Genomic DNA, 22,275 nt, shown 5'->3' with positions numbered 1-22,275 from the left:
GTACAACCAAGTATATTACCGAGCCACGTCCAATTTACAATAAAAACATACATTTGGAGATGATATGCTAACTAAAAATCCGGTACATAGCGAGCAATACCCCGCATCCTATTACTTTGCGACAGCAAATAATTTACACCCATCACCACGTCTAGAAGAAGTGTTAAATGTGGATGTTTGTATCGTCGGTGGCGGCTTTAGTGGCATAAATACTGCGATTGAACTAGCGCAGAAAGGATTTTCAGTTGCCCTACTGGAAGCAAAGCGCATTGGCTGGGGCGCTTCAGGGCGTAATGGGGGGGAGTTGATCCGCGGCATAGGTCACGATATCAACCAATTCCACGATATCATCGGCAGCGAAGGAGTCAAAGCGATAGAGCAAATGGGCTTTGAAGCCGTAGATATTGTCAGACAACGCGTCGCTGAGCATAACATCGAGTGTAACTTACAAATGGGTTACTGTGACTTAGCGATTCGTTCTCGTCATATGCGAGAACTTGAAGAAGATTTTGAACACTTAAATAGTATAGGTTATGGCCAAAACATGACCTTATTAGATAAGTCGCGCATAGGAGAAGTCATAGGGTCTGACTTTTACCAAGGTGCCTTAGTCGATATGGCGAGTGGTCACCTGCACCCACTTAACTTAGCCCTAGGTGAAGCCAAAGTCGCTCGTAGCTTAGGAGTAAAGATGTTTGAATACAGTGCGGCTAAAAAAATAATTAAAGGCGATAAACCTAAAGTCCTCACCGAGCATGGTGAGGTCAATTGCCAATATTTAGTCCTTGCTGGTAACGCGTATTTAGGCGTCGATTTAGAAGAAAACATTGGCAGCAAGGTGCTCCCCGCTGGTACTTATATTTTAGCGACTGAGCCACTCACTCAAGAGCAATGTGACGCAATTATCCCACAAAACATGGCTTTCGCTGATCTCAGAGTTGATTTAGATTACTACCATCTATCTGAAGATAATCGTTTACTTTTCGGCGGGCTTTGTACTTATTCAGGTAAAGATCCTAAAGACATTGAAGCCGCCCTTAGACCTAACCTAGAAAAAGTATTCCCCCAATTAAAAGGCGTACGCATCGATTACGAATGGGGAGGTATGATTGGTATTGGCGCAAATCGGTTGCCACAAATAGGTCGCCTACCCGATGCTAAAAATATTTTCTATGCACAGGCTTATGCTGGTCATGGAGTCAATGCTACCCATATGGCTGCGAAGTTAATTGCCGAAGCCATTACCACTCAAGCTGAGCGTTTTGATATTTTCGCGCAAATCCCGCATATGACATTTCCAGGCGGACGCCATTTACGCTCTCCATTACTGGCAATGGGAATGCTTTATCATAGATTTAAAGATATTTTCTAACCTCAGCTTTATCAAAGCTAACGCTATCCCCAAAAATATAAAAAGCCCCAAACATTGCTTTGGGGCTTTTAGCGTTAATATGATACCAATTAGTATAAAGATTTGGTCGCTCAGCGAGAATTTAGCGGCACTGAGACAAGGCAACGAGTGAAGAGCATAGTTGCTCTACTCCAAAACTAACCATGTCGCCTTAATCTCTGTGTACTTATCAAAAGCGTGCAGCGATTTATCACGGCCGTTACCAGACTGCTTATAGCCTCCAAAAGGCGCTGTCATATCACCGCCATCATAATGGTTAATCCAAACCATACCACTACGGATCGCCTTAGCTGTCTTATGGGCTTTATTGATATCTGATGTCCAGACCCCAGCAGCAAGGCCATAAATCGTATCATTGGCAATCTCTATCGCTTGCTCCATACCATCGAATGTAATCACCGATAACACCGGACCAAAAATCTCTTCTTTGGCGATTGTCATTTTATTTTCTACATTAGAGAAAATTGTCGGCTCAATATAAACACCACCGGTATCCTGCATTACTTGAGAGCCACCGTGATTTAAGGTCGCACCTTCATCAACTCCCGACTGTATATAACCCAACACATTATCTAGCTGTTGTTTATCGACAACGGCACCTGATGTGGTGCTAGGGTCCAAGGGATGTCCCGGTGTCCAGCTCTTAAGCTCCTCAGCAATTAAGGCGATCAACTCATCCTTAACACCAGACTCTACTAGTAGGCGAGAGCCAGCCGTGCAGACTTCACCTTGATTAAAAGCAATCGCTGATGCTGCTGCTTGAGCCGCTTTTTTGAGATCAGGGGCATCATTAAAAATGATATTTGGACTCTTACCGCCAGCCTCTAACCAAACACGCTTCATATTAGACTCGCCCGCATAAATCATAAGTTGCTTGGCGATTTTGGTAGAACCGGTAAAGACTAACGTGTCGACATCCATATGCAGTGCCAATGCCTTACCCACTGTATGACCAAAACCTGGAAGCACATTTAATACCCCCTTTGGCAGGCCAGCTTCAATTGCAATTTGCGCCATCCTAATAGCAGTAAGTGGCGACTTTTCAGAAGGTTTTAATACCACGCTATTACCAGTAGCTAATGCAGGACCTAACTTCCAACACGCCATAAGCATTGGGAAGTTCCAAGGTACAATTGCCGCTACCACACCAACAGCTTCACGGGTGATCATGCCAATTTCATTATGCGCTGTTGGCGCAATTTCATCGTAAATTTTATCAATGGCTTCGCCAGACCAGCGAATGGCACGCGCTGCTCCCGCCACATCAACAGCCTTAGAATATTGGATTGGTTTTCCCATATCTAAGGTTTCCAATAACGCCAACTCATCTGCATGTTGTTCTAACAGCTCTGCAAAACGGAGCATGATTTGTTTACGCTTCACTGGCGCAAGATTTGCCCAAACACCACTTTTAAATGTTTCTCTCGCATTTTGCACCGCGATATTTGCATCAGCCTCATCACAACTCGCCACTTTAGCTAAAACTCTACCATCTATCGGACTAATACAATCGAACGTCAATTTTGACTGTGCATCAAGATACTCGCCCGCAATAAAAGCGGAACCGTTAATCGACATAGAATCTGCTAATGCTTGCCACTGCATGCGGCTCTTTGGTGTGCTCATGATGACCTCTTAACACTGAATATAATAATTAGAATGACTGTTAATGCAGCTAAACCGCCTTTTATCGGTGATTTGACGCAATAAGGTGTGGCTAAAGATTACGCTTATTGATGGGTTAATTTCAATATTTTTTACAAAAACTTCATTTTTGCTACAAATAAATGCACAAAAAGCTTTCATGTTCATTATTTCTGACATAGCATAGCAAATATCGACCGCTTGCCTAAAAAAGCAACAGATGAAAGTTAATAGCCTCTAAAAACAATAATGAACTGAATCAAGGTAGATGATATGGCAGATCCACAGACTCACAATCAAGGCGATACAAAGTCATTAGAACATTACTGGATGCCGTTTACGGCAAATAGGCAATTTAAGTCGAGCCCACGAATGCTCGCTCATGCTGAAGGTATGTACTATAAAGATGTCGCAGGTCGCCCCATATTAGACGGCACAGCAGGTTTGTGGTGCTGTAACGCAGGACACGGACGTAAAGAGATCTCTGAAGCGGTGAGCAAGCAGATCCATGAAATGGACTACGCGCCCTCTTTTCAAATGGGCCACCCTTTAGCCTTTGAACTCGCCGAGCGCCTAGCCCAAATCAGCCCTAAAGGGTTAAATAAAGCCTTCTTCACCAACTCAGGTTCTGAATCTGTCGATAGTGCGTTAAAAATCGCACTCACCTATCACCGTGCTAACGGAGAAGCAACGCGAACTCGCTTTATTGGTCGTGAGTTGGGTTACCACGGTGTGGGCTTCGGCGGTATTTCAGTTGGCGGAATTGGCAATAACCGTAAGACCTTTAACCAGCAGCTGCTGCAAGGTGTTGACCACCTGCCCCATACACTCGACATCAAAGACAATGCGTTTTGCCGTGGTATGCCTAAAACAGGAGCAGAAAAAGCAGAAGTCCTAGAACAACTTGTAGCGCTCCATGGTGCAGAAAACATTGCCGCTGTAATTGTTGAGCCAATGTCCGGCTCTGCAGGCGTGATTCTGCCACCAGAAGGTTACCTACAAAAGCTGCGCGAAATCACTAAAAAACACGGCATTCTATTGATATTCGATGAGGTTATTACCGCTTTTGGCCGTGTTGGCGATGCTTTTGCTAGCCAGCGCTGGGGCGTAGTTCCAGACATAATTACCACAGCCAAAGCCCTAAATAATGGCGCTATCCCTATGGGCGCAGTTCTGGTTGATGACAATATTTATGATACCTGTATGCAAGGCCCTGAAAATGCGATTGAACTGTTTCATGGTTACACCTATTCCGGCCATCCGGTAGCTGCAGCGGCTGCACTTGCCACTCTCAATATCTATGAAAATGAAAAACTATTTGAACGAACTAAAGAGCTAGAAGGTTACTTCGAAGAAGCAGTGCATAGCCTAAAAGGCCTGCCAAATGTGATTGATATTCGAAACACGGGTTTGGTTGGAGGCATTCAATTTGCCCCGAGCGAACACGGTATAGGTAAACGCGGCTTCGGCATTTTCGAACATTGCTTTGCTAATGGCACATTAGTGCGCGCCACGGGTGACATTATCGCGATCTCACCTCCGCTCATAGTCGACAAGCAGCAGATAGATCAGATTATTAATACCCTTGGCGATGCCATTAAAGCCATAGGCTAGGACAACGCCAAAGCCTATGACTAGCAGTTGAGTCATGGCTTTGGTTGCGCCATTACCACTATCAATAAATAAGCCCCTACAGGCGATAGAATTAGGATTTTTGCGTTATGCATATCATTAACCACTACATTAACGGCAGCCATTCCGCAGCAAGCCAACGTACTCAAGCCTTTTTTGAGCCAGCAACCGGAGAGCAGCGCGGTACAGTATCTTTAGCAAGTGCAGCTGAAGTGGCAGGCGTCATTGAACTGGCTAAAAAAGCCCATGAGTCATGGTCTAAAGTGACACCTCTCAACCGATCTCGTGTTCTGTTTAAATTTAAAGCCTTGGTTGAAGCCAACATGGATGAGCTAGCAGAACTTATAACTCGAGAGCACGGTAAAGTGCTTGAAGATGCTAAAGGTGAGATCATTCGTGGCCTAGAAGTTGTGGAGTTTGCCTGCGGCATTCCCCACCTATTAAAAGGTGAGCATACAGAGCAAGTTGGCGGTGGTGTTGATGCATGGACCCTTAACCAATCACTTGGTGTTGTGGCTGGCATTGCACCATTTAACTTCCCTGTAATGGTGCCAATGTGGATGTTCCCTATTGCTATCGCCTGCGGTAACACCTTCATCATGAAGCCATCGGAGAAAGATCCAAGTTCAGTTATGCGTATGGCGGAGCTACTCACTGAGGCAGGCCTTCCCAATGGTGTATTCAATGTCGTTAATGGTGATAAAGAAGCGGTTGATACTCTTCTTACACATGCAGATGTGCAAGCAGTAAGCTTTGTTGGTTCTACCCCAATTGCCGAATATATCTATTCAACAGCATCTGCACACGGTAAACGAGTTCAAGCTTTAGGCGGCGCCAAAAACCATATGCTATTGATGCCTGATGCGGATCTTGATCAAGCTGTTGGCGCTTTAATGGGGGCAGCTTATGGCAGTGCAGGTGAACGCTGCATGGCAATATCTGTGGTATTGGCCGTAGGAGAGTCAGGTGATGCATTAGTTGAAAAACTACTGCCGCAAATCAAAGCCCTTAAAGTCGGAAATGGCGTTACGCCAGAGATGGACATGGGACCACTGATCTCTGCACAGCATTTAGAAAAGGTCAGCAACTATGTTAACACCGGTGTTGCAGAGGGGGCTCAATTACTCGCCGATGGACGCCAACTATCTGTAACCGACCATGAGCGAGGATACTTCTTGGGTGGTTGCCTGTTTGACCATGTCACCCCCGAGATGACCATTTATAAGGAAGAGATCTTCGGCCCAGTACTCGCTATCGTGCGCGTAAAAGATTACAGCGAAGCACTGCAGCTGATAAACGATCATGAGTTCGGTAATGGCACAGCCATCTTCACTCAAAGTGGTGAGGCTGCGCGTCACTTCTGTCACAACGTGCAAGTCGGTATGGTCGGTGTAAATGTACCCATTCCTGTGCCGATGGCTTTTCATAGTTTTGGCGGCTGGAAGCGTTCTTTATTTGGCCCTCTACATATGCATGGTCCCGATGGCGTACGTTTTTATACCAAGCGCAAAGCCATTACCGCTCGCTGGCCACATTCAAGCAACAATACTGGCTCGAAAGCTGAATTTGTAATGCCAACAATGAAGTAACGAGAATAAGCGTGGCTTAGGCTACGCTTTTTTCCTTTAGCTTAGCAGTACTGCTTATCAGTAAAAATGGATAGCACTAATGGTTAAAAACATAGATTCAATCCTAAATTTTGCCAAGCTCAACAGCGCCATCGAGCGCTATAAACTTGATGCCGAAAAAATAATAAAAGGTGATCCTAATCAGCAACTGCAAAATCACTATTCCAGTGATTGCGAACAGTTCCATGTAGGCGTCTGGCGAAGCGAAATAGGCACTTGGAAAGTAGCGTATAGCGAACATGAATACTGTGAAATCTTATCGGGTTCGAGCAAAGTTACCGATAAAAATGGTCACAGTATCACAGTAAAAACGGGTGACAGATTTGTCATTCCAGCAGGGTTTGAAGGCACCTGGGAGGTGCTAGAGAACTGCCAGAAGGTATATGTGATTTTCGAAGCTAACACTCAGTTAAACAATTAGAGAATCACTTATACCAATCAACATAAGGGTTTACTCATTTGACCTTGTGTTGATTGGTATTACAGCCATGAGGTCGTAGCAATATGCTGCTGTTTGGCAAAACAAATGATGCTTAACACAGGTTGCTGAATAGCAACAAGTATAAGACTAAAAACAAAGCATCACAGTCAACGTGTAAAATGGAGAAACTACCGTGTATAAAAAACTCAATAACAAACGGATTGCCCAAGTTGTCGGTCTAACCCTTTCTACAGCACTATTTGCCCCTCTAGCTCAAGCTGAATTCTCTGGCGAGATCAGTATCACTAATGATTATCGCTTCCGCGGTGTATCACAAACAGCCGGCGACTTCGCACTTCAAGGAAGTTTAGACTACAGCCTAGAGAACGGCCTATTCTTTGGTGCTTGGGCAAGTAATGTTGATAAAGATAGCTATGATGCCGACGTTGAAATTGATGTTTATGCTGGGTATTGGGGAGCTTTTGGTGCTGATGAAGAGTGGGAATATGACGTTACTCTGACTTACTATACCTATCCAGGACAAGATGAAAGCACGAGATATTTAGAGGCCAATGTAGGCCTTTACTATGCAGGCTTCCACCTTGCTCAGTGGTACACCAATGATTACTCAAATGCTGATGTATCTTTAAATTATACAGAACTTAATTATTCTTATGAGATCAGCGAAAACTGGAGTATTGATGCTCACGTTGGCTATAGCTACGGTGACGGCGCTGATTATGATTGGGGAGAAGACTATGTTGACTACTCCATTGGCGTATCAACTGAAATTGGCGGTGTCGGTTTGTCGCTAGCTTGGCTTGATACCAACTTAAGTGATGACAATATCATCGGCTCTTCTGATCCATGGAGAAATGACGGCACCGTGCTTGCTACAGCAAGCTACGCCTTTTAAGTTCACCTAGCTAGTTTCCTTCCCTAATAAAAAACCGCCGAGAGGCGGTTTTTTATTAGGGGGATAATACCAATCCATATAAACATTTAGTCACTCAGCGAGAGTTTAGCGGTTTTGAGGCAAGGCAAAGAATGAAGAGCACAATAATAGCTTGCAAACACAAATAAGCGCTTGTTGTGCATGCTAAAGTAAACCGTATTGATATTGCTAACCGATACAGGTTATCTGGCTGATTGGCCATTAGCTTGCAAAGCTTGTTGCAACTGGCGATAGGATTGATGTTCTTGCATCTCTGGAGTTAAGCCTAACTCCGCAGCCAACTCAAGCAACTCCGCTTTATAACGCGCAAGAGCCGATTCATCATCGGTCATAATTGCCAGTTCGGCAAAATCACCAATACCGGCGAGGTTATCCACTGTGACATGAAACTCCCCAATAAAATAAATACTGCGGGTTTTGCGTAACTCAAGCACCAATTGATAGCCCATGTTTTGCAACATGCTTTTGGCTCGATCTGCGTCATTAATATCAACAGCTTCACAGCGGTCAGCTTCCGGGCCTTTTACAATCCACAACTTAATTCCTGAAGGCTGCATCTCCCGAATACAAACACTTTTTCCTTGCTGCTTAAGCTCGTGATCAGCTAGGTCAAAATAACAATCATATTCAGCGTTATCTTCGAGCCTTATTTCTATTGGAAGTTGCTTGAGGCGATTTAAAAAATCTGCTTTAGACTGCAAACGATATTTGAACTCAACTTCATATTTGCCGACAAAATGGGTCACTTTTTTACCTACTGCAATTTCAAATAAGATGAACTATGCAGTATGCCCTATCCCCCTTTTGACAGCAGCGCTGAGGCTCACAAGTTTATTGCGTCAATAACCTATAAAAATACACAAATAAAACGAGACCACACCTAGTTATCTATAGTGCTTAATCACAAAAGCCTTTGTTATCGCAGGCAATTTTATCGGCCAGTTCTCGCCAACTTTCACTCAACAGATGATGTTGCTCGCAACGCTCTGGAAACGCTTTAGAAAGCCCTTCAACTAACTGAGCTTGCCTTTCGCATAACTCCAGCCAACGTTCAGCATTAGATATCGACATAGTGTTTTCCTTAACTTTACCAGTGAAATCCATTTTACAATCTTGTCTAACTTAGCTTGATTACAGCTAAAATTCCAATCTAAGCCCTTTTAAATATCAACGCTCAATAGTATGTTAGGTTTAGGCCGAGAAGTGACTAATCGAAAAGGAATATCCATGACTCCTACCCTACTCAAAATTGTGTTTATTGCTGTTGCGGTATTTATTATTTATAAGCTTATTTTTAGCGGTAAAAAAGGATTAACGATATTTGAGATGCACTTTAAAGAGGGGCGACTCGATTCCCACAAAGGCAAAATTCCAGAAAAATTTGCCAAAGAGTGCCGCGCTATCGCCAAGTCAAATAAACTCACTTGCACGGTAAGAGCTGAAAAGCTTAATGGAGTACGTTTACATATCTCGGCTAACGTCAGTGATGGTATCGCTCAACGTATTAGAAATGTATTTCCATTTGAATACTATGACAAAAAACAGGTTGATAATAGTAAAAAAGTGTCTTAATCAATCAAGCTTAATTCGTAGCAAGGGTGAGTCTTGCTACGAAACCGTAGTGACTTAATTGCTTTACTCAGGCTTTTGCTGCTTGTTGGCTATTCCATTAGATATAAACCATATTAGCTAAAGCACTCAGCTAAATTTCACCAGCTATGCAAGCAGTTGTAGTTAGCAAAGCAATCAAAACAGTGAACATCTACTCAAGTCCTAAATCGTACACTTTGTTAATCGTTAACTTTGCTTATCACTAAAGTGACTTCAGCCACTGTAATACCAAATTTGATAATGTCACTGCGATTAATAATGGTGTTTTCGTCAACTAAAAACATCCAATCGTCAAAGGCTACTTGGTACTCAGTGTCATCAACAGGGAGCAACATTTCATATTGCCATTGCAATGCCATTCCAACGGCTTGTCCCTTAGCTTGACCTAAAATATCATTGGCCGTGCCAGTGTAATTGCCGTTACCAAGATCGGTTATATTCCAAATTCGGATCTGCTTTTCACCATCGTCATAAACAAACCACTCTTTGATCTCACCTTGATTGCCTTGCCAACTTGCCAACATCTCAACGGTAAAACGTCTAGTCACTTTACCGCTAAAGTCCTGAACTGTGCCATGAGCAGTCAGCTTGCCATCAAAAAAGGTTTTTAGATCTAAATTTGGGGTCGTCCCCTGATAATCATTAATGTCTGAGCTAGAACATGCAGTCACTAGTGACAAAACAACTGCAGCGAAAAGCAGTTTTACGACTCGGTTTACAAGGGTGCTCAACAGTCGCATGCTAGCTCTCCTAATAATTGCTTTCTAAGCTCAGGGCGACTTGTTTGTTCCGATAGCCAGATTGCTAGAAAATCGTTACTAAAACCCTTTGGTAACGGCTCTGCCAAAGGTTCGCCATTAAAATAAAATTGGCTCGAGTCAGGACTAATTACCTTTAGCGACAAGCTATCTCCCTCAGTCACATCCGGCCAAACAGCACTAATAGCTGATAGCCACTGTTGTTGATCTTGTTCACTCACCCCTATGTGTTGCCATTGATCGAGTGTCGCCTCAACCAAACGAGCGCTAGGAATATCTTGATAATACTCAATGTCGAGCATCACCGGATACTCACCTGAGCTATAATCGCCATCCAAGGTAAGTAGTCTGGCTCGATAAAGCGAAAACCACCACCACTGCATTTCACCGCGACCAACCTCTTTAAACACTGGATCTTTGCGCTCAAATGAAGACGTTGAAGCCGATTGAGCAACAAACTTGATACTCGAAGAGTTAGCCTGCGGCAATTGCTCTGTAAGCTCTTGTACTATTTTTGCTTCAGCAGTACTTATCAACGCCAGTGCAGTTGTCAATCCGTACAACGTTGTCTTAACGTAGTCAAAGTAGAGCCGAGAGTTGGCCGGTTGAACATCCATGATAAAACTCCCCTTGCTATCAGTGGCTTTGGGTTAAGCATGACTGACATGAACAAACATAGGGAACATTACGAGCCAGACAAAGAACAGGATCAATGCACTAGACAATAACTCAAGCGGTAACAAGACCGCTTCAAATCGCGCTCCAGCTAGATAGCTTAAACAGCCAAATACACCACCAAGAATCGCATTTATTTGCCAGCTCAGTTTTTGTGTGAAAGCCAAGCTATAACGCAATGAAATAGCAAAGTGGCACCAAATTGCTAGCAGCCAGAAAGGAAATTGCTGGAACTGAAACACACCAACAAACATCAACACACAGTCAAAAGCAAAACCAAACAATGCAATTTTTAGGATTAAACTCACGTCTTGGCGCACATCACTAGAAATCGCAAAATGCACCAATAGCAGACTTACACTCAACCACAGCGACTGGTTTTGATATAACACAGATAGCCACCAAACCGCTTGAAACATAAGCAGATTGATAAGGGCTAAATGTGACTGAGTTAATCGGTTACTTTTGGCCATCATCATAGTTTGATGCCTCTATCAACTATGTGTTATTGGTTTGGTGCAAACGATACTGTGGACGCACTGCAACTAAATGTACTGCACTGGTGGTTCTTTCTAAAAAGCCCCCCTCGCAATAGCTTAGGTAAAACTTCCACATGCGGATAAAGTCATCTCCGTATCCAAGCGCCTTGATTTTTGGTAATGCGGCATCAAAGTTATCGTGCCAATCTTTGAGTGTTTTGGCGTAATCCAGCCCCATATCATCCACTGACCAAGTGACGAAATCGGTGTGCTTAGTTAACTCATTAGACATGCGCGTTACCGAAGGTAAGCAGCCACCAGGAAAAATGTAACGTTGAATAAAGTCAGCACCTTTACGGTAGCTATCATAGCGCTGATCGGCAATAGTAATTGCTTGGATCAGCAGGCGTCCATTTGGCTTAAGTACACTTTGTAGTTTTTTGAAAAAGCCAGCTAGATATTCATGACCCACAGCTTCGATCATTTCGATCGATACCACCCGATCATATTCACCGCCTAAAATCCGATAATCATCTTTAAGTAAGGTGATTGAATCTTGCAAACCTTCTTGTTCAACCCGTTGTTTGGCATATTCATACTGGGCATCGGATATCGTTGTGGTAGTCACTTTTACGCCATAGTGCTTTGCTGCATATATTGCCAACGCGCCCCAACCAGTCCCCACTTCCAGTAGACTTTGTCCGGGGCTTAAATCTAAACGCTCACAAATGGTTTTAAGTTTATGTTGCTGCGCTTCATCTAGCGTTGCGCCGCAATGAGGATAGATCGCGCTTGAATAAAGCATGTCTTTATCTAAGAACTGCTCATACATCTGATTACCCAAATCATAGTGAGCTAAAATATTACGTTTAGATCCCTCTTGGGTATTACGATTCAATAAATGAGCAACCCGACTAAAAGGTGCGGTCAGCCAAGATAACTTTTGTTCCAGTTTATCAAGCAAGGGTAGGTTACAGGCAAACAGCTGCACTACTTTGGTAAGATCTGGGCTTGACCAATGTGCTTGGATAAACGCCTCGCCAGCCCCAATCGAACCAGACAACAATACTTGACGGTAAAAGCGCGGGTTATGCACCACAATGGTTGCGTGTAGCTCAGATTTTTTACTGCCAAATTCATAGCTTTTATCGCCGTCAATCAAGCATAGATGCCCTTGCGCTAACCCTGGCAGTACACCCAATAGAAGCTTTCTTGCAAGGCTATCAGGCAAACGCTCAGCAGTCAGATTATGTTTTGTGGTGATATCTTCCATTATATTTTCTCCGCTGGCTTTCCTGGGTGACCAATAAAGGGCACTCGTTTAATAAATAGTTTTAATGCTTGCCAATAAATCCCTTGGACGATCTTTAATGTCATTAGTGGGAAGTTAACTAGCATGGCTCGTAAACTTTTACCGCTGATTTGTTGTTTAACTAAACTCAAATTAGCGTCGAATAGCTTTTCGCTACTGCGATTTTCAATACCAACTCTGACTTTTGCCGCAGGTGCCGTCACCCGCCAGATATATTTCATGTTTAAGTCCATAAACGGTGAAACATGAAAGGCCTTCTGTGTTGGTTGAGTATTTTCAAGATCAACCAAATAATAATGGCGCTCATTCCATGGTGTATTGCTTACTTCTGCAAGTAAGTATTTGGGCTCATCATTTTGATAACAAAAAAAGCAATTTATCGGACTAAAATAGATGCCAAAATGGCGCACTTGACCAACAAACACCACGCGGTTGCAAGCTTCAAAACCGCCTAGCAGTTTAACTTTAAGCAAGACTCGGGTTTTTAAATCATCCGCGAGTGTATCTGCATCCTGAGATAGATAATCTGTCTGCTTAAACCTAAGCGGTGCTAAACGCTTTGACGAAAACACCCGACTGACCGTTTCTAATCGTTCTAGCTCATCGAGATCTATACCTAACATTACCATCGAGTAATTAAACGCATGCTTACTTGGCTGATAGCGCTTGTGAGCGACATTGCCAATATAAACACCGCTTATAAACTCGTCTGTATCTAGCGGTGCACGACTCATAGGCGCATCCCGAATGCTTCACATACATCAAATGCACTGTGCACTCCATCTTCATGGAATCCGTTATACCAATAAGCTCCAGCGAAATGAGTATGCTTGACACCTGAAATTAAATCGCGCTGTGACTGTGCTTGCATACTGTCTTCGTTGAAAACTGGGTGCGCATAGTTAAATGTACGTAATACCTTGCTAGGTGAGATCAACTCTGATTGATTTAATGTCACACAAAATGTTGGTGCATTAGCAGGTAAACGCTGCAAAATATTCATATTGTAAGTAACAGAAGCTTGCTTGGCGGTGTCGCCATCTAAGCGGTAATTCCAGCTAGCCCATGCAGCAGGACGCTGAGGCATTAAGTTCTCGTCAGTGTGCAGTACAACTTCATTATTTTGGTAGGCAAGCTTTCCTAATACATTTTGCTCATTCTTGCTGGCATCATTTAGCATTGCTAACGCTTGGTCGCTATGACAAGCCAAGACCACTTCATCAAACTCTTGCCACTCACCTGCGTTAACTTGCAGTTGCACGGCATCATTTTCGCGCGTTATCGCCGTGACAGGGCTATTGAGCTGTATTTGCTCTTTAAACGGTGCAATTAGATCGGGAATATAACTACGAGAACCACCTTGAAGCACATACCACTGCGGCCTATCAGCTATGTTCAACAGTCCGTGATTTTGGAAAAACTGGATAAAAAAGCGCAACGAAAACGCGCGCATATCATCAATGCTCGAAGACCAAATCGCGGCGCCCATAGGCAAAATGTAATGCTGACTGAAAAAGTCGCTAAAACCTTTTCTATCCAACAACTCTCCTAAGGTTTGAAACTCATACTTGTCATCAGCAAAGGCTTGCTTACACAGTTTATTAAAACGTAAAATTTCTAAAATAAGCGACCAAAACTTCGGTCTAAATAGGTTGCGTTTCTGCGCAAACAGGCTAGATATGGTGTTGCCATTGTATTCCAGTCCGGTAATGGCGTTATGCACACTAAAGCTCATTTCGGTCGCTAATGGTTTAACATTAAGCCTAGCCAGTAACTGTTCAAATCTAGGATAAGTTCGGTCGTTAAATACGATAAAACCAGTATCGATAGCGTAATCTTTTCCCTCCACGTTAACATCAACTGTTGCTGTGTGACCGCCAATATAATCATTAGCTTCGAATACGGTTACCTCATGCTTTTGCGACAAAATATGCGCGCAAGTCAAGCCAGAGATGCCTGTACCGACGATTGCGATCCGTTTACGCTGCTTATTGTTTTCGACCATATTCATTGAGACACCTTATTCGCTTCTTCTGGCTGATGTTTTTGGTGATTATCTTGAGCTTGCGGGCTTGGCTTTGCAGCTTTTAGCTGTTGAGAGTCGCTATTTGCCTGCACAGCCTTTGGTTGATTAATTCGCTGCCACCAACTAAACGGCAACAGCGAGATCAATTTAAGTAACAATGTAAAACGTTTAGGGAAATGGATCTCTCGAACGCCTTTGGCTAAGCCTTGACGAATAGCGTTTGAGGCCTGTTCACTGCTCAGGCGCATCGGCATCGCAAAGTCATTTTTATCGGTTAAGGGGGTTTTAACAAAGCCAGGACAAATCACACTGACCCCAATATTGTGAGGCTTCAAATCAATGGCTAAACTGCTTGCTAAATATTGCACACCGGCTTTTGATGCACCATAAGCCTCAGCTCTAGGGAAGGGTAAATACACTGCACTTGACCCCATTAAGCCTAAACGACCACCAGCTTTAATGAGTGGCGTAAATGCCGCCAAACAATAGCCCATGGCGATTAAATTAGTACGGATCACTCGCTCAAACAGCTCTGCATCAAACTGTTTTGCGTCGTCGATATATTCGCAGCTTCCTGCATTCAATATCACTAAGTCAAAGCTGTTAACGCCTTTTGCAGTTAACGCTTTTGCTTGCGCCTGCACTTGCTCATTATCAGTGACATCAAATAACAGCCTTTCAGCGCCAGCTAATTGCGACAAAGCTTGCGGGTTACGACCACAGGCATACACCTGCCAGCCATCTGCAAGGTAATCTTGAGCCAATTGCAAACCAATGCCTGAACTAGCGCCAGTTATTAACACACGTTTAGCGCAAGTGTTCATTGTGAAGCCCTCGCTTTTATTCGCTTCACCAAGCTTCCAATTAGCGGGATGTGTTCATATAACATACTGCCTAGATCAAAAAAGTCTTGATGGCGATAAACTTTGTCTTTTAACGCTAACATGCTCACGCCCTCAAGGCTTATCGGCTGCCCACCATTTAATTTGCCGTGAGTGAAAGTCATCGTCCACTGCAACGTGGCAGCACCTTGAGCGTGAATAACCTGATGAATGTCGAATTTAATTGAAGCAACGTTGTGATACATTGCAGCGAAGTATTGAGTCAACGCTGGTAAACCTGAGACCTGATGCAGGGGATCACTAAACTCAATGTCTTCACTGTAGATCTCTGATAGCAGATGTAAGTTGTCTTTATTCAATCGTTGATATAAAGATACGAAGCGCTCTACTAACGCATGCTCAACACCTACAGCATCATCTGCCGACACTTGAGACGGTAATACATCAACATTCACTGTCATCCAAAAATCTCCTTATCTAAGTCCGCCTAGGCGTTGACTGTATTTGTCTGCTGCACTCGTTGAGATGAGTTGTTAGCGGTTGCTTGAGATGTTGTCGCACCTCGTTTCATAACAGACAATTGAGCAATGGCTCTGCTTCTTGCGAACTTATGCTCAACTATAGGTGAAAAATAGCTTACGCAACCGAAAAGCTGAGCTTGAAAGGGTATTTTAAGTTTATGAATTAACTTTAAATCCACTCCATCCAGCTCTGGTAGATACTTACGGATGAACTCCCCTGTAGGATCAAACTTCTCACACTGAGATATAGGGTTAAACACTCTAAAATAGGGCTGAGCATCACAACCAGTTCCAGCAGACCATTGCCAACCGCCGTTATTCGCTGCTAAATCACCATCAATAAGGTTTTGTTTGAAGTAACGCTCGCCCCAACGCCAATCAACTAATAAGTGCTTAGTTAAAAAACTCGCTGTCACCATGCGTAATCGGTTATGCATCCAGCCCGTTTGATTTAGCTGACGCATAGCCGCATCTACCAAGGGATAACCCGTGCGACCTTCACACCAAGCTTGAAACTCTTGTGGATCATTACGCCAAGCAACATGATCGGCTAACCGATTAAAGTTTGCTCCCTTGGATAAGCTTGGAAAAGCAATCAATAGATGCCGATAAAACTCTCGCCAAATCAACTCATTTAGCCAACATCGACCGGGGCTATCATCATCTACCAGCGCTTCTGGATAATAGCCAAGTAACGCTTGCAAACATTGCGCAGGACTTAATATACCGATAGCAAGATAGGCAGAAATTTGGCTGGTGCCATCAATAGCAGGAAAGTCACGTACAGCTTGATAATCATAAACTTTACTCCTAGCAAACTGACGTAACTGTTTATGTGCCGCAGCCTCACCTACCTGCCAACCATCGCTGCAGCGCTTTTGATAGCGTAGTTCTATTGCACTCGGCAATGGTAAAGGCTCAGCGACCGCTGTAGGTTTTGCAACTGTGCTGACTGGAGTTTGCTTCGCAATATCACGCCACTTTTTAGCAAAAGGCGTAAACACCTTATACATATCACCCGCTAGATTACGCACAGATAGGGGGGTAAGGTAGCAGTGCTGGCTAAACAGCTTGAGCTTGATCCCGCTGGCGAGCACCTTTCTATCACGTTGACGCTCATTAAACTCAGGTTCGCTACTGGCAAACACTTGCTCTATTTGCCAATAGTCGAGATATTGCGCTAACAGCGCAGGCACTTCGTCAAAGTCAGCAACATGGATGACATCAAACGGTATGCCGAGCTCAGCCAACTCATGAGCGATAACATTTAACTGCCTTTCAATGAAATCTATCTGTATTGGGGCGACATCATGTTGCTGCCATTGCTTGGGAGTGGCAAAAAATAGCGCTCGTACTTTACCGCTAGCCTGCTCCCCTCCCCTCAGGCTTAATTGCTGCGCATGCTCACAAGCAGCAACTAAAGCCTGATTATCTTGTAAGCGTAGATCTTGACGAAACCACATCAGACTATTGTGACTTTGTTGTTCCCTAGACATTGTTACCCCCGTGGTGCTCGTCAGTCTCAATTGCACCTTCACTTCTCAATAACTCAGCGACAGAATCACGTTGGCGTCCGAGTTGCTGATTAACGGTATTTGCGTGAATACCGACAAAATGAACGTTTACCACTTGCAACTCAGTCGCCTCGGCTAAGCTTTGATTGTCTTGAGGTGCAGGCTGAGAAAGCTGCTGCAGCAAAGCTTGATATTGACGAATGTCTGCCGCGCTAGATTGTACATGGGGTGCGATAAACAGCTGACGTATGTTGAGTCTATGCACTAACAAATACAGCAACTTAATATCGGTGAGCCTTATCAGTTGATGCTCGACGCCATAGGAACTTAACTCTGCCGATAATAGCAAAGGGGACCATTTGTCTGTGCGCTCAAGCGCCACCAATAACGCAGGCTTTATAGGAGATTTAGGCGTCCCCTTCTTATCGAAGCGACGTTTTTGGGCAATATAAAATGCCAGCTCATCAACAAGCCAAGACTCGATCACTGCACCATCTAAACGCTGTTCGAGTATGCTGTCTACGCACCGCAACCAAGGCCAATAAAGCTTGTTCAGCAAAATAGAAAATGGATACAAACTTGAAAGTTGCTTAAGGCTGTCATTTAATCCTTGCGAATTAAAATTAATAACCTTTTGATTAAGTTGGTTTATATGCTGCTGCCACAAATCTGCTTGCTCTGATGCAGTTACTTTCAGCGCTTGGCTATCAGCAATGGCCAACTCTTTATCTGCTAATAAAGGTTTGATTTTGCTTATCGCCACCCCCTTATTTAGCCAATAAAGGATCTCTTCTATTTGCGCTAAATGCTCACGACCATACAAGCGATGACCTTTTGCCGTTCGTTTCGGAGTCACTAACCCAAAGCGTCGCTGCCACGCTCGCAATGTCACAGGGTTCACGCCAGTAAGCTCTGCAGCATCACCGATGGAAACCCAGCGTTCTTCAGTCACTGTTTTAGCATTACTCATTTAGCCCCCTTATTAAGCCAAACCAAGTGTCAATATTGTTAAACACTGACTAATAGGCATAACGCAATTTGAGCTCTTGCGGATGCGGGTTTAAATAGACTTGATTGGCAATATAAGGTGTTGGAAATTCACGTAAGTAATGATTGATCAAGGTAATAGGCACAAGGATTGGCTGCAAACCTTGGTTATATTTCAATATTGACTCAGCTAACTCTGACTTTTGCTCACTCGACAGATGCTTCTTAAAGTAACCTTGTATATGTTGCAGCGCACTAGTGTGATTTTTTCGGGTCGCTTTAATCTTTAAGATCTGCATAAAATGAGTAAAGTAAGTGTCGGCAATTTTTTCTAAATCGCCACTCATATCTGCTAGCTTTGGCCCTAGCTCTCGGTATAGCTTTGGATTATGAGCCATTAGCATATACTTATAGCGGGCATGAAAATCTAAGATATTACTCTTAGTAAAGCCCGACGCCTTGAGCATATGCCAATCATGGTATGCATAAACACGGGTAAAGAAGTTCTCCCGAATAGGCAAGTCATGTAAACGCCCTTCCTCTTCAACTGGAAGCAGTGGGTATCGCTCCATCAACTTGCGTGCGTAAACCCCTATACCAGACTTCCAACCGTTGTTAGTGCCATACTTATACTCGGTGACACGCTCCATTCCGCAGGTCGGCGATTTAGCACATAAAATATAGCCGCCTAAAAAATCAAGTTGCGCTACTTTTTTATCGCTAAACTCATTGAGTTTGTCGGTTACATCTACTGAACCATCGGCACTTTTCACAAAAATGATATCGCCATCTTTCTCTAGGCGAATTGATTTACGCGGAGCCCCCATACCAATCGCCATTTCCGGGCAAACTGGTACATAGTCGAAATGCTCTGCAATCTCTTTGCGGCAATAACTTGATGCTTTGTGGCCGCCATCGAAACGGACTTTCTCACCTAACAAACAAGCACTTATTCCTATTTGGATTCGTTCTGGATTAAATTGGCTCATAGTCATACTCCCTAATTGACTGTTCATTACGCGCTATACTTGTACAAGGATCATTTTTTTGTACAAGTTTTTAATTTATCCTTAAATCCAACTATTTTCATTGATAATTTAAACAAAAAAAACGCCAGCTATTGAGCTGGCGTTTTAGACAAAAAATTGATTACTTCACAAGAAAATTAACGGTTTTTATTGGCAAATCGCTCTAAGCCCCAAACCAAAAAGATGCCAGCTAACATGGCGATAACCGCATATAGCAGCAGTGATGGTTGACCAGTTATTTGCTCATACTGCATAGGTGATAACACCCGCTCATCAAGTGGCACCATTTCACCTTTAGAGTTTTCGCGGAATGTCAGCACTTCTTTCCAAGGCCAGATTTTGCCAAGTGTGCCTAGCATTAAGCCGGTTAAAAACACTAAGGTTGCATCGTGATATTTTCTCAGTAGCGCAGAAAGTACGTGGCTAAAACTCAAGATACCGATAGCAGCACCTGCGGCAAAAGTAACGATAATACCCAATTCTAAATTCTTTACTGCACCGATTACTGGTGTATAAAGACCTAGCAGCAACAAAATAAAGCTGCCAGAAATCCCCGGTAAGATCATCGCAGTTATCGCGATACATCCACCTAAAAATACATTCAGGTAAGTCATTTCAACTGCAATCGGATTAAGCATGGTAATACCCCACGCGAACGCGACTCCGACAGCGAACAACCCTAAGCGCGCAAAGCTAAAGCCTTTAACTTGCTTCAACATATGGATCACTGATATTACGATCAAGCCAAAAAAGAATGACCAAACAGGAATAGGGTGAGTCTCGAGTAAATAGGTAATTAATTTTGCCAGTGTAAAAATACTGGTCAATATGCCACCAAATACGCAAATTAAAAATGGGCCATTAATATGCATAAAGGCCGCTTTAATGCCTTTTTCTTTAATAACACCGACAAGCGAAGGTCTAATCTTTTTAATACTCTCTAATAGCGGATCCAAAATACCGGTAATAAAGGCAATTGTGCCCCCCGAAACACCAGGAACAACGTCTGCCGCTCCCATAGCCATCCCTTTTAGGTAGGTCTTTAAATAATTCACTTTAATCCTTAATTTACTGAGATGTTTTTTACCGGTCGAAATTATACGTGCCACTCACCGCAAAACGAAATGAAATGCAGTTTAATTTTCTGTACATAGATTAATCGACACTAGTAATTAATGTTAATTCAATGTTAACCTCATCCGACCAGTTAAGAGTTTACGGTTAATTTAGTCGTAAACACAACAAAAGCTAACTGTCATAAGCAAACACATAAGGACAAGTAGAGATGAGCCATAGTTATACTAATAATAAGCCCACCAAAGTCATGTCACTCTATAATCGTGTTAGCCGTCTGCCCTTTGGTAATAAGATTTTTTCAATAATGGTTAGCCGAATGGCGCCTTATTTCAGTACAGTAAAACCTATCATTAGTGAATTAAATGTGAATCGCTGCGTTTGCCAAATAAAAAAACGTAAAGCTGTACACAACCATATTCAAACTGTGCATGTTATCGCCATCTGTAATGGACTTGAAATGGCTATGGGAGTGATGGCCGAAGCTTCAATTCCTCATCACTTAAGATGGATCCCTAAAGGCATGAGCGTCGACTACACCGCCAAAGCGGGTAGTGATATCACTTGTGTTGCCGAAGTAAAACCTGAGCAATGGGTTGCGGGTGATATGCTCGTACCCGTAACGGCTTATGACACAAATGGAGTGGTTGTAGTACAAGGTACAATTAAACTGTGGATCTCTGAAAAGCCAAGCAAACATTAATTAAGGTAGAATTGCTCTGCAGACATAAATAACGCTTGTCGGCTAGCACAACCCTGCTATTATTTCGAATAATACAGAAACATTTATGAGTAAGCTTATGAACACCGAAATTGCTGCAAAAGCCCTAAAAGAGTTAGGTCACCCAACTCGACTAACTTTATTTAGATGTCTAGTAAAAGCTGGCCATAAAGGTTTACCTGTCGGTCACTTACAAGAGAGTCTACAGATCCCAAACTCAACCTTATCCCACCACTTATCAAGTTTGATGTCAGCAGGATTAGTAAAGCAACATCGTGAGGGGCGGGTATTACACTGTATTCCGCAATTTGACTGCTTAGAAGGTCTCATCCAGTTCTTACAAGAAGAGTGCTGCGCTGAGGAGTCTTGCTAACACTCAATACCTCTCAGAATGACATCGGTAACCAGCAAAACTAAACCCTCTATGAAGCAAGCAGTACAGAACGATGTAATAGTAGGCGAAATCGACAGTTGGGATGACACCAGAGGCTTTGGCTTTATCCAAATCCTTGGGCAGAAGCAGCAAGTATTTTTGCACATTTCCGCATTAGCTAATGACAGTCGACGGCCTCAAGCGGGCCTTCGAGTCCAATTTCATAAAGTTAAAGACAAACAAGGAAAGTGGCGCGCCGAAAAAGCTCGGCTAATCAGTGGCGGCAGGGGAAAAGCAAGCCGGAAAATAGCTCCTGCATCAAGTCGCTTCAATGTCACGATAGCACTAAGCTTTGTCGTGGGGTTAGCTATTGCCTACTTGATGCAACATATTCCTCTGTGGCTACTGCTCTATTTTATCATTATGAGTCTAGTCACCTTTATTACTTACGCTTGGGATAAGCGCGCAGCTCGCAAACAGCGGTGGCGAGTGAGCGAGTTTAAGTTGCAATTACTAAGTTTAATTGGTGGCTGGCCCGGCGCCCTGTTGGCTCAGCAATGGCTGAGGCACAAATCAGCTAAAGGTCGCTTCAAATTGATTTTATGGTTAGTGATAGCCATCAACCTCGCCACGCTCTATCTCGCCCATAGTAGAATATAGAGC

The 22,275-nt window shown here is 43.4% G+C and carries 24 protein-coding genes; 9 read left to right on the top strand and 15 right to left on the bottom strand.

The features are described 5' to 3' along the window. Positions 1 to 64 precede the first annotated feature (64 nt). On the top strand, positions 65 to 1,372 hold the full coding sequence (locus L884_RS0102105; RefSeq protein WP_028765937.1) for an NAD(P)/FAD-dependent oxidoreductase: 1,308 nt from the start codon (positions 65 to 67) through the stop codon (positions 1,370 to 1,372). 165 nt (positions 1,373 to 1,537) lie between these two features. On the opposite strand, the gene L884_RS0102100 is transcribed toward L884_RS0102105, so the two are convergent. Beyond that, a complete protein-coding gene (locus tag L884_RS0102100) occupies positions 1,538 to 3,037 on the bottom strand; it encodes an aldehyde dehydrogenase (RefSeq protein ID WP_028765936.1) in 1,500 nt (499 codons plus the stop codon). A gap of 291 nt (positions 3,038 to 3,328) precedes the next feature. Between L884_RS0102100 and aptA the strand changes: the two genes are divergently transcribed. The 4 genes from aptA (at position 3,329) to L884_RS0102080 (ending at position 7,652) form a co-directional block, all read left to right on the top strand. After that, positions 3,329 to 4,669: an omega-aminotransferase AptA gene (gene aptA / locus L884_RS0102095; protein ID WP_028765935.1), complete on the top strand. Its 1,341-nt coding sequence runs from the start codon at positions 3,329 to 3,331 to the stop codon at positions 4,667 to 4,669. A 107-nt stretch (positions 4,670 to 4,776) separates the two neighbouring features. Continuing rightward, positions 4,777 to 6,276 carry a CoA-acylating methylmalonate-semialdehyde dehydrogenase gene (locus L884_RS0102090; protein ID WP_028765934.1) on the top strand — a complete coding sequence of 500 codons (1,500 nt, stop codon included), beginning with the start codon at positions 4,777 to 4,779 and terminating at the stop codon, positions 6,274 to 6,276. 79 nt (positions 6,277 to 6,355) lie between these two features. Next, a complete protein-coding gene (locus L884_RS0102085; RefSeq protein WP_028765933.1) occupies positions 6,356 to 6,736 on the top strand; it encodes a cupin domain-containing protein in 381 nt (126 codons plus the stop codon). Positions 6,737 to 6,929: 193 nt separating this feature from the next. Continuing rightward, a complete protein-coding gene (locus L884_RS0102080) occupies positions 6,930 to 7,652 on the top strand; it encodes a TorF family putative porin (RefSeq protein WP_028765932.1) in 723 nt (240 codons plus the stop codon). A gap of 221 nt (positions 7,653 to 7,873) precedes the next feature. Here L884_RS0102080 and cyaB read toward each other — a convergent pair whose 3' ends face one another. Next, positions 7,874 to 8,437, bottom strand: coding sequence for a class IV adenylate cyclase (gene cyaB, locus L884_RS0102075; RefSeq protein WP_051435495.1), 564 nt, complete (start codon positions 8,435 to 8,437; stop codon positions 7,874 to 7,876). A 151-nt stretch (positions 8,438 to 8,588) separates the two neighbouring features. Next, a complete protein-coding gene (locus L884_RS23150) occupies positions 8,589 to 8,762 on the bottom strand; it encodes a hypothetical protein (RefSeq protein WP_169731768.1) in 174 nt (57 codons plus the stop codon). Positions 8,763 to 8,918: 156 nt separating this feature from the next. Between L884_RS23150 and L884_RS0102065 the strand changes: the two genes are divergently transcribed. Next, complete coding sequence (locus tag L884_RS0102065; protein WP_028765930.1) at positions 8,919 to 9,263, top strand: DUF3634 family protein; 345 nt, start codon at positions 8,919 to 8,921, stop codon at positions 9,261 to 9,263. Positions 9,264 to 9,481: 218 nt separating this feature from the next. On the opposite strand, the gene L884_RS0102060 is transcribed toward L884_RS0102065, so the two are convergent. The 12 genes from L884_RS0102060 to L884_RS0102005 form a co-directional block, all read right to left on the bottom strand. Next, entirely contained in the window at positions 9,482 to 10,042 is a 561-nt protein-coding gene (locus tag L884_RS0102060) for a DUF3833 domain-containing protein (RefSeq protein WP_028765929.1), read from the bottom strand. Beyond that, positions 10,030 to 10,677 (bottom strand): chalcone isomerase family protein, encoded by a 648-nt coding sequence (locus L884_RS0102055; protein ID WP_037410165.1) that lies wholly within the window; start codon positions 10,675 to 10,677, stop codon positions 10,030 to 10,032. The genes L884_RS0102060 and L884_RS0102055 overlap by 13 nt, the downstream gene beginning before the upstream one ends. A gap of 33 nt (positions 10,678 to 10,710) precedes the next feature. After that, complete coding sequence (locus tag L884_RS0102050) at positions 10,711 to 11,214, bottom strand: DUF2878 domain-containing protein (RefSeq protein WP_028765927.1); 504 nt, start codon at positions 11,212 to 11,214, stop codon at positions 10,711 to 10,713. Positions 11,215 to 11,233: 19 nt separating this feature from the next. Next, entirely contained in the window at positions 11,234 to 12,487 is a 1,254-nt protein-coding gene (locus L884_RS0102045; RefSeq protein WP_028765926.1) for an SAM-dependent methyltransferase, read from the bottom strand. Beyond that, positions 12,487 to 13,260, bottom strand: a complete 774-nt coding sequence (locus tag L884_RS0102040; RefSeq protein WP_037410163.1) for a DUF1365 domain-containing protein — start codon at positions 13,258 to 13,260, stop codon at positions 12,487 to 12,489. Before L884_RS0102040 ends, L884_RS0102045 begins: the two co-directional genes overlap by 1 nt. After that, positions 13,257 to 14,537 (bottom strand): NAD(P)/FAD-dependent oxidoreductase, encoded by a 1,281-nt coding sequence (locus tag L884_RS0102035; RefSeq protein WP_028765924.1) that lies wholly within the window; start codon positions 14,535 to 14,537, stop codon positions 13,257 to 13,259. Before L884_RS0102035 ends, L884_RS0102040 begins: the two co-directional genes overlap by 4 nt. Beyond that, entirely contained in the window at positions 14,534 to 15,376 is an 843-nt protein-coding gene (locus L884_RS21575) for an SDR family NAD(P)-dependent oxidoreductase (protein ID WP_084221376.1), read from the bottom strand. Before L884_RS21575 ends, L884_RS0102035 begins: the two co-directional genes overlap by 4 nt. After that, a complete protein-coding gene (locus tag L884_RS0102025; protein WP_084221375.1) occupies positions 15,373 to 15,855 on the bottom strand; it encodes a nuclear transport factor 2 family protein in 483 nt (160 codons plus the stop codon). Before L884_RS0102025 ends, L884_RS21575 begins: the two co-directional genes overlap by 4 nt. Before the next feature lie 26 nt (positions 15,856 to 15,881). After that, positions 15,882 to 17,411 (bottom strand): deoxyribodipyrimidine photo-lyase, encoded by a 1,530-nt coding sequence (gene phrB, locus L884_RS21570; RefSeq protein ID WP_051435494.1) that lies wholly within the window; start codon positions 17,409 to 17,411, stop codon positions 15,882 to 15,884. Further along, positions 17,404 to 18,399: a MerR family transcriptional regulator gene (locus L884_RS22560; RefSeq protein ID WP_051435493.1), complete on the bottom strand. Its 996-nt coding sequence runs from the start codon at positions 18,397 to 18,399 to the stop codon at positions 17,404 to 17,406. The genes phrB and L884_RS22560 overlap by 8 nt, the downstream gene beginning before the upstream one ends. A 49-nt stretch (positions 18,400 to 18,448) precedes the next feature. Beyond that, on the bottom strand, positions 18,449 to 19,405 hold the full coding sequence (locus L884_RS0102010; protein ID WP_028765922.1) for a YbgA family protein: 957 nt from the start codon (positions 19,403 to 19,405) through the stop codon (positions 18,449 to 18,451). Between the two features lie 176 nt (positions 19,406 to 19,581). Beyond that, positions 19,582 to 20,499 (bottom strand): polyprenyl-phosphate transporter, encoded by a 918-nt coding sequence (locus L884_RS0102005; RefSeq protein WP_028765921.1) that lies wholly within the window; start codon positions 20,497 to 20,499, stop codon positions 19,582 to 19,584. Positions 20,500 to 20,729: 230 nt separating this feature from the next. Between L884_RS0102005 and L884_RS0102000 the strand changes: the two genes are divergently transcribed. The 3 genes from L884_RS0102000 to L884_RS0101990 all read left to right on the top strand — a co-directional run bounded on the left by L884_RS0102000 (position 20,730) and on the right by L884_RS0101990 (position 22,272). Then, positions 20,730 to 21,221, top strand: coding sequence for a hotdog fold domain-containing protein (locus L884_RS0102000; RefSeq protein ID WP_028765920.1), 492 nt, complete (start codon positions 20,730 to 20,732; stop codon positions 21,219 to 21,221). A 97-nt stretch (positions 21,222 to 21,318) separates the two neighbouring features. After that, the gene (locus tag L884_RS0101995; RefSeq protein ID WP_028765919.1) at positions 21,319 to 21,612 is read left to right on the top strand and encodes an ArsR/SmtB family transcription factor; all 294 of its coding nucleotides are present in this window, start codon (positions 21,319 to 21,321) and stop codon (positions 21,610 to 21,612) included. Between the two features lie 51 nt (positions 21,613 to 21,663). Beyond that, on the top strand, positions 21,664 to 22,272 hold the full coding sequence (locus tag L884_RS0101990; RefSeq protein ID WP_028765918.1) for a DUF1294 domain-containing protein: 609 nt from the start codon (positions 21,664 to 21,666) through the stop codon (positions 22,270 to 22,272). The last annotated feature ends 3 nt before the right edge of the window (positions 22,273 to 22,275 follow it).

This window comes from Shewanella fidelis ATCC BAA-318, from assembly GCF_000518605.1.
GTDB classification, from domain to species: domain Bacteria; phylum Pseudomonadota; class Gammaproteobacteria; order Enterobacterales; family Shewanellaceae; genus Shewanella; species Shewanella fidelis.
This window is presented reverse-complemented; position numbering and strand designations above follow the sequence as displayed.

Coding starts and splice junctions, on each gene's coding strand:
- L884_RS0102105 (WP_028765937.1), top strand. CDS start 65: ATGCTAACTAAAAATCCGGTACATAGCGAGCAATACCCCGCATCCTAT.
- L884_RS0102100 (WP_028765936.1), bottom strand. CDS start 3,037: ATGAGCACACCAAAGAGCCGCATGCAGTGGCAAGCATTAGCAGATTCT.
- aptA (WP_028765935.1), top strand. CDS start 3,329: ATGGCAGATCCACAGACTCACAATCAAGGCGATACAAAGTCATTAGAA.
- L884_RS0102090 (WP_028765934.1), top strand. CDS start 4,777: ATGCATATCATTAACCACTACATTAACGGCAGCCATTCCGCAGCAAGC.
- L884_RS0102085 (WP_028765933.1), top strand. CDS start 6,356: ATGGTTAAAAACATAGATTCAATCCTAAATTTTGCCAAGCTCAACAGC.
- L884_RS23150 (WP_169731768.1), bottom strand. CDS start 8,762: ATGTCGATATCTAATGCTGAACGTTGGCTGGAGTTATGCGAAAGGCAA.
- L884_RS0102065 (WP_028765930.1), top strand. CDS start 8,919: ATGACTCCTACCCTACTCAAAATTGTGTTTATTGCTGTTGCGGTATTT.
- L884_RS0102060 (WP_028765929.1), bottom strand. CDS start 10,042: ATGCGACTGTTGAGCACCCTTGTAAACCGAGTCGTAAAACTGCTTTTC.
- L884_RS0102055 (WP_037410165.1), bottom strand. CDS start 10,677: ATGGATGTTCAACCGGCCAACTCTCGGCTCTACTTTGACTACGTTAAG.
- L884_RS0102050 (WP_028765927.1), bottom strand. CDS start 11,214: ATGATGATGGCCAAAAGTAACCGATTAACTCAGTCACATTTAGCCCTT.
- L884_RS0102045 (WP_028765926.1), bottom strand. CDS start 12,487: ATGGAAGATATCACCACAAAACATAATCTGACTGCTGAGCGTTTGCCT.
- L884_RS0102040 (WP_037410163.1), bottom strand. CDS start 13,260: ATGAGTCGTGCACCGCTAGATACAGACGAGTTTATAAGCGGTGTTTAT.
- L884_RS0102035 (WP_028765924.1), bottom strand. CDS start 14,537: ATGAATATGGTCGAAAACAATAAGCAGCGTAAACGGATCGCAATCGTC.
- L884_RS21575 (WP_084221376.1), bottom strand. CDS start 15,376: ATGAACACTTGCGCTAAACGTGTGTTAATAACTGGCGCTAGTTCAGGC.
- L884_RS0102025 (WP_084221375.1), bottom strand. CDS start 15,855: ATGACAGTGAATGTTGATGTATTACCGTCTCAAGTGTCGGCAGATGAT.
- phrB (WP_051435494.1), bottom strand. CDS start 17,411: ATGTCTAGGGAACAACAAAGTCACAATAGTCTGATGTGGTTTCGTCAA.
- L884_RS22560 (WP_051435493.1), bottom strand. CDS start 18,399: ATGAGTAATGCTAAAACAGTGACTGAAGAACGCTGGGTTTCCATCGGT.
- L884_RS0102010 (WP_028765922.1), bottom strand. CDS start 19,405: ATGAGCCAATTTAATCCAGAACGAATCCAAATAGGAATAAGTGCTTGT.
- L884_RS0102000 (WP_028765920.1), top strand. CDS start 20,730: ATGAGCCATAGTTATACTAATAATAAGCCCACCAAAGTCATGTCACTC.
- L884_RS0101995 (WP_028765919.1), top strand. CDS start 21,319: ATGAACACCGAAATTGCTGCAAAAGCCCTAAAAGAGTTAGGTCACCCA.
- L884_RS0101990 (WP_028765918.1), top strand. CDS start 21,664: ATGAAGCAAGCAGTACAGAACGATGTAATAGTAGGCGAAATCGACAGT.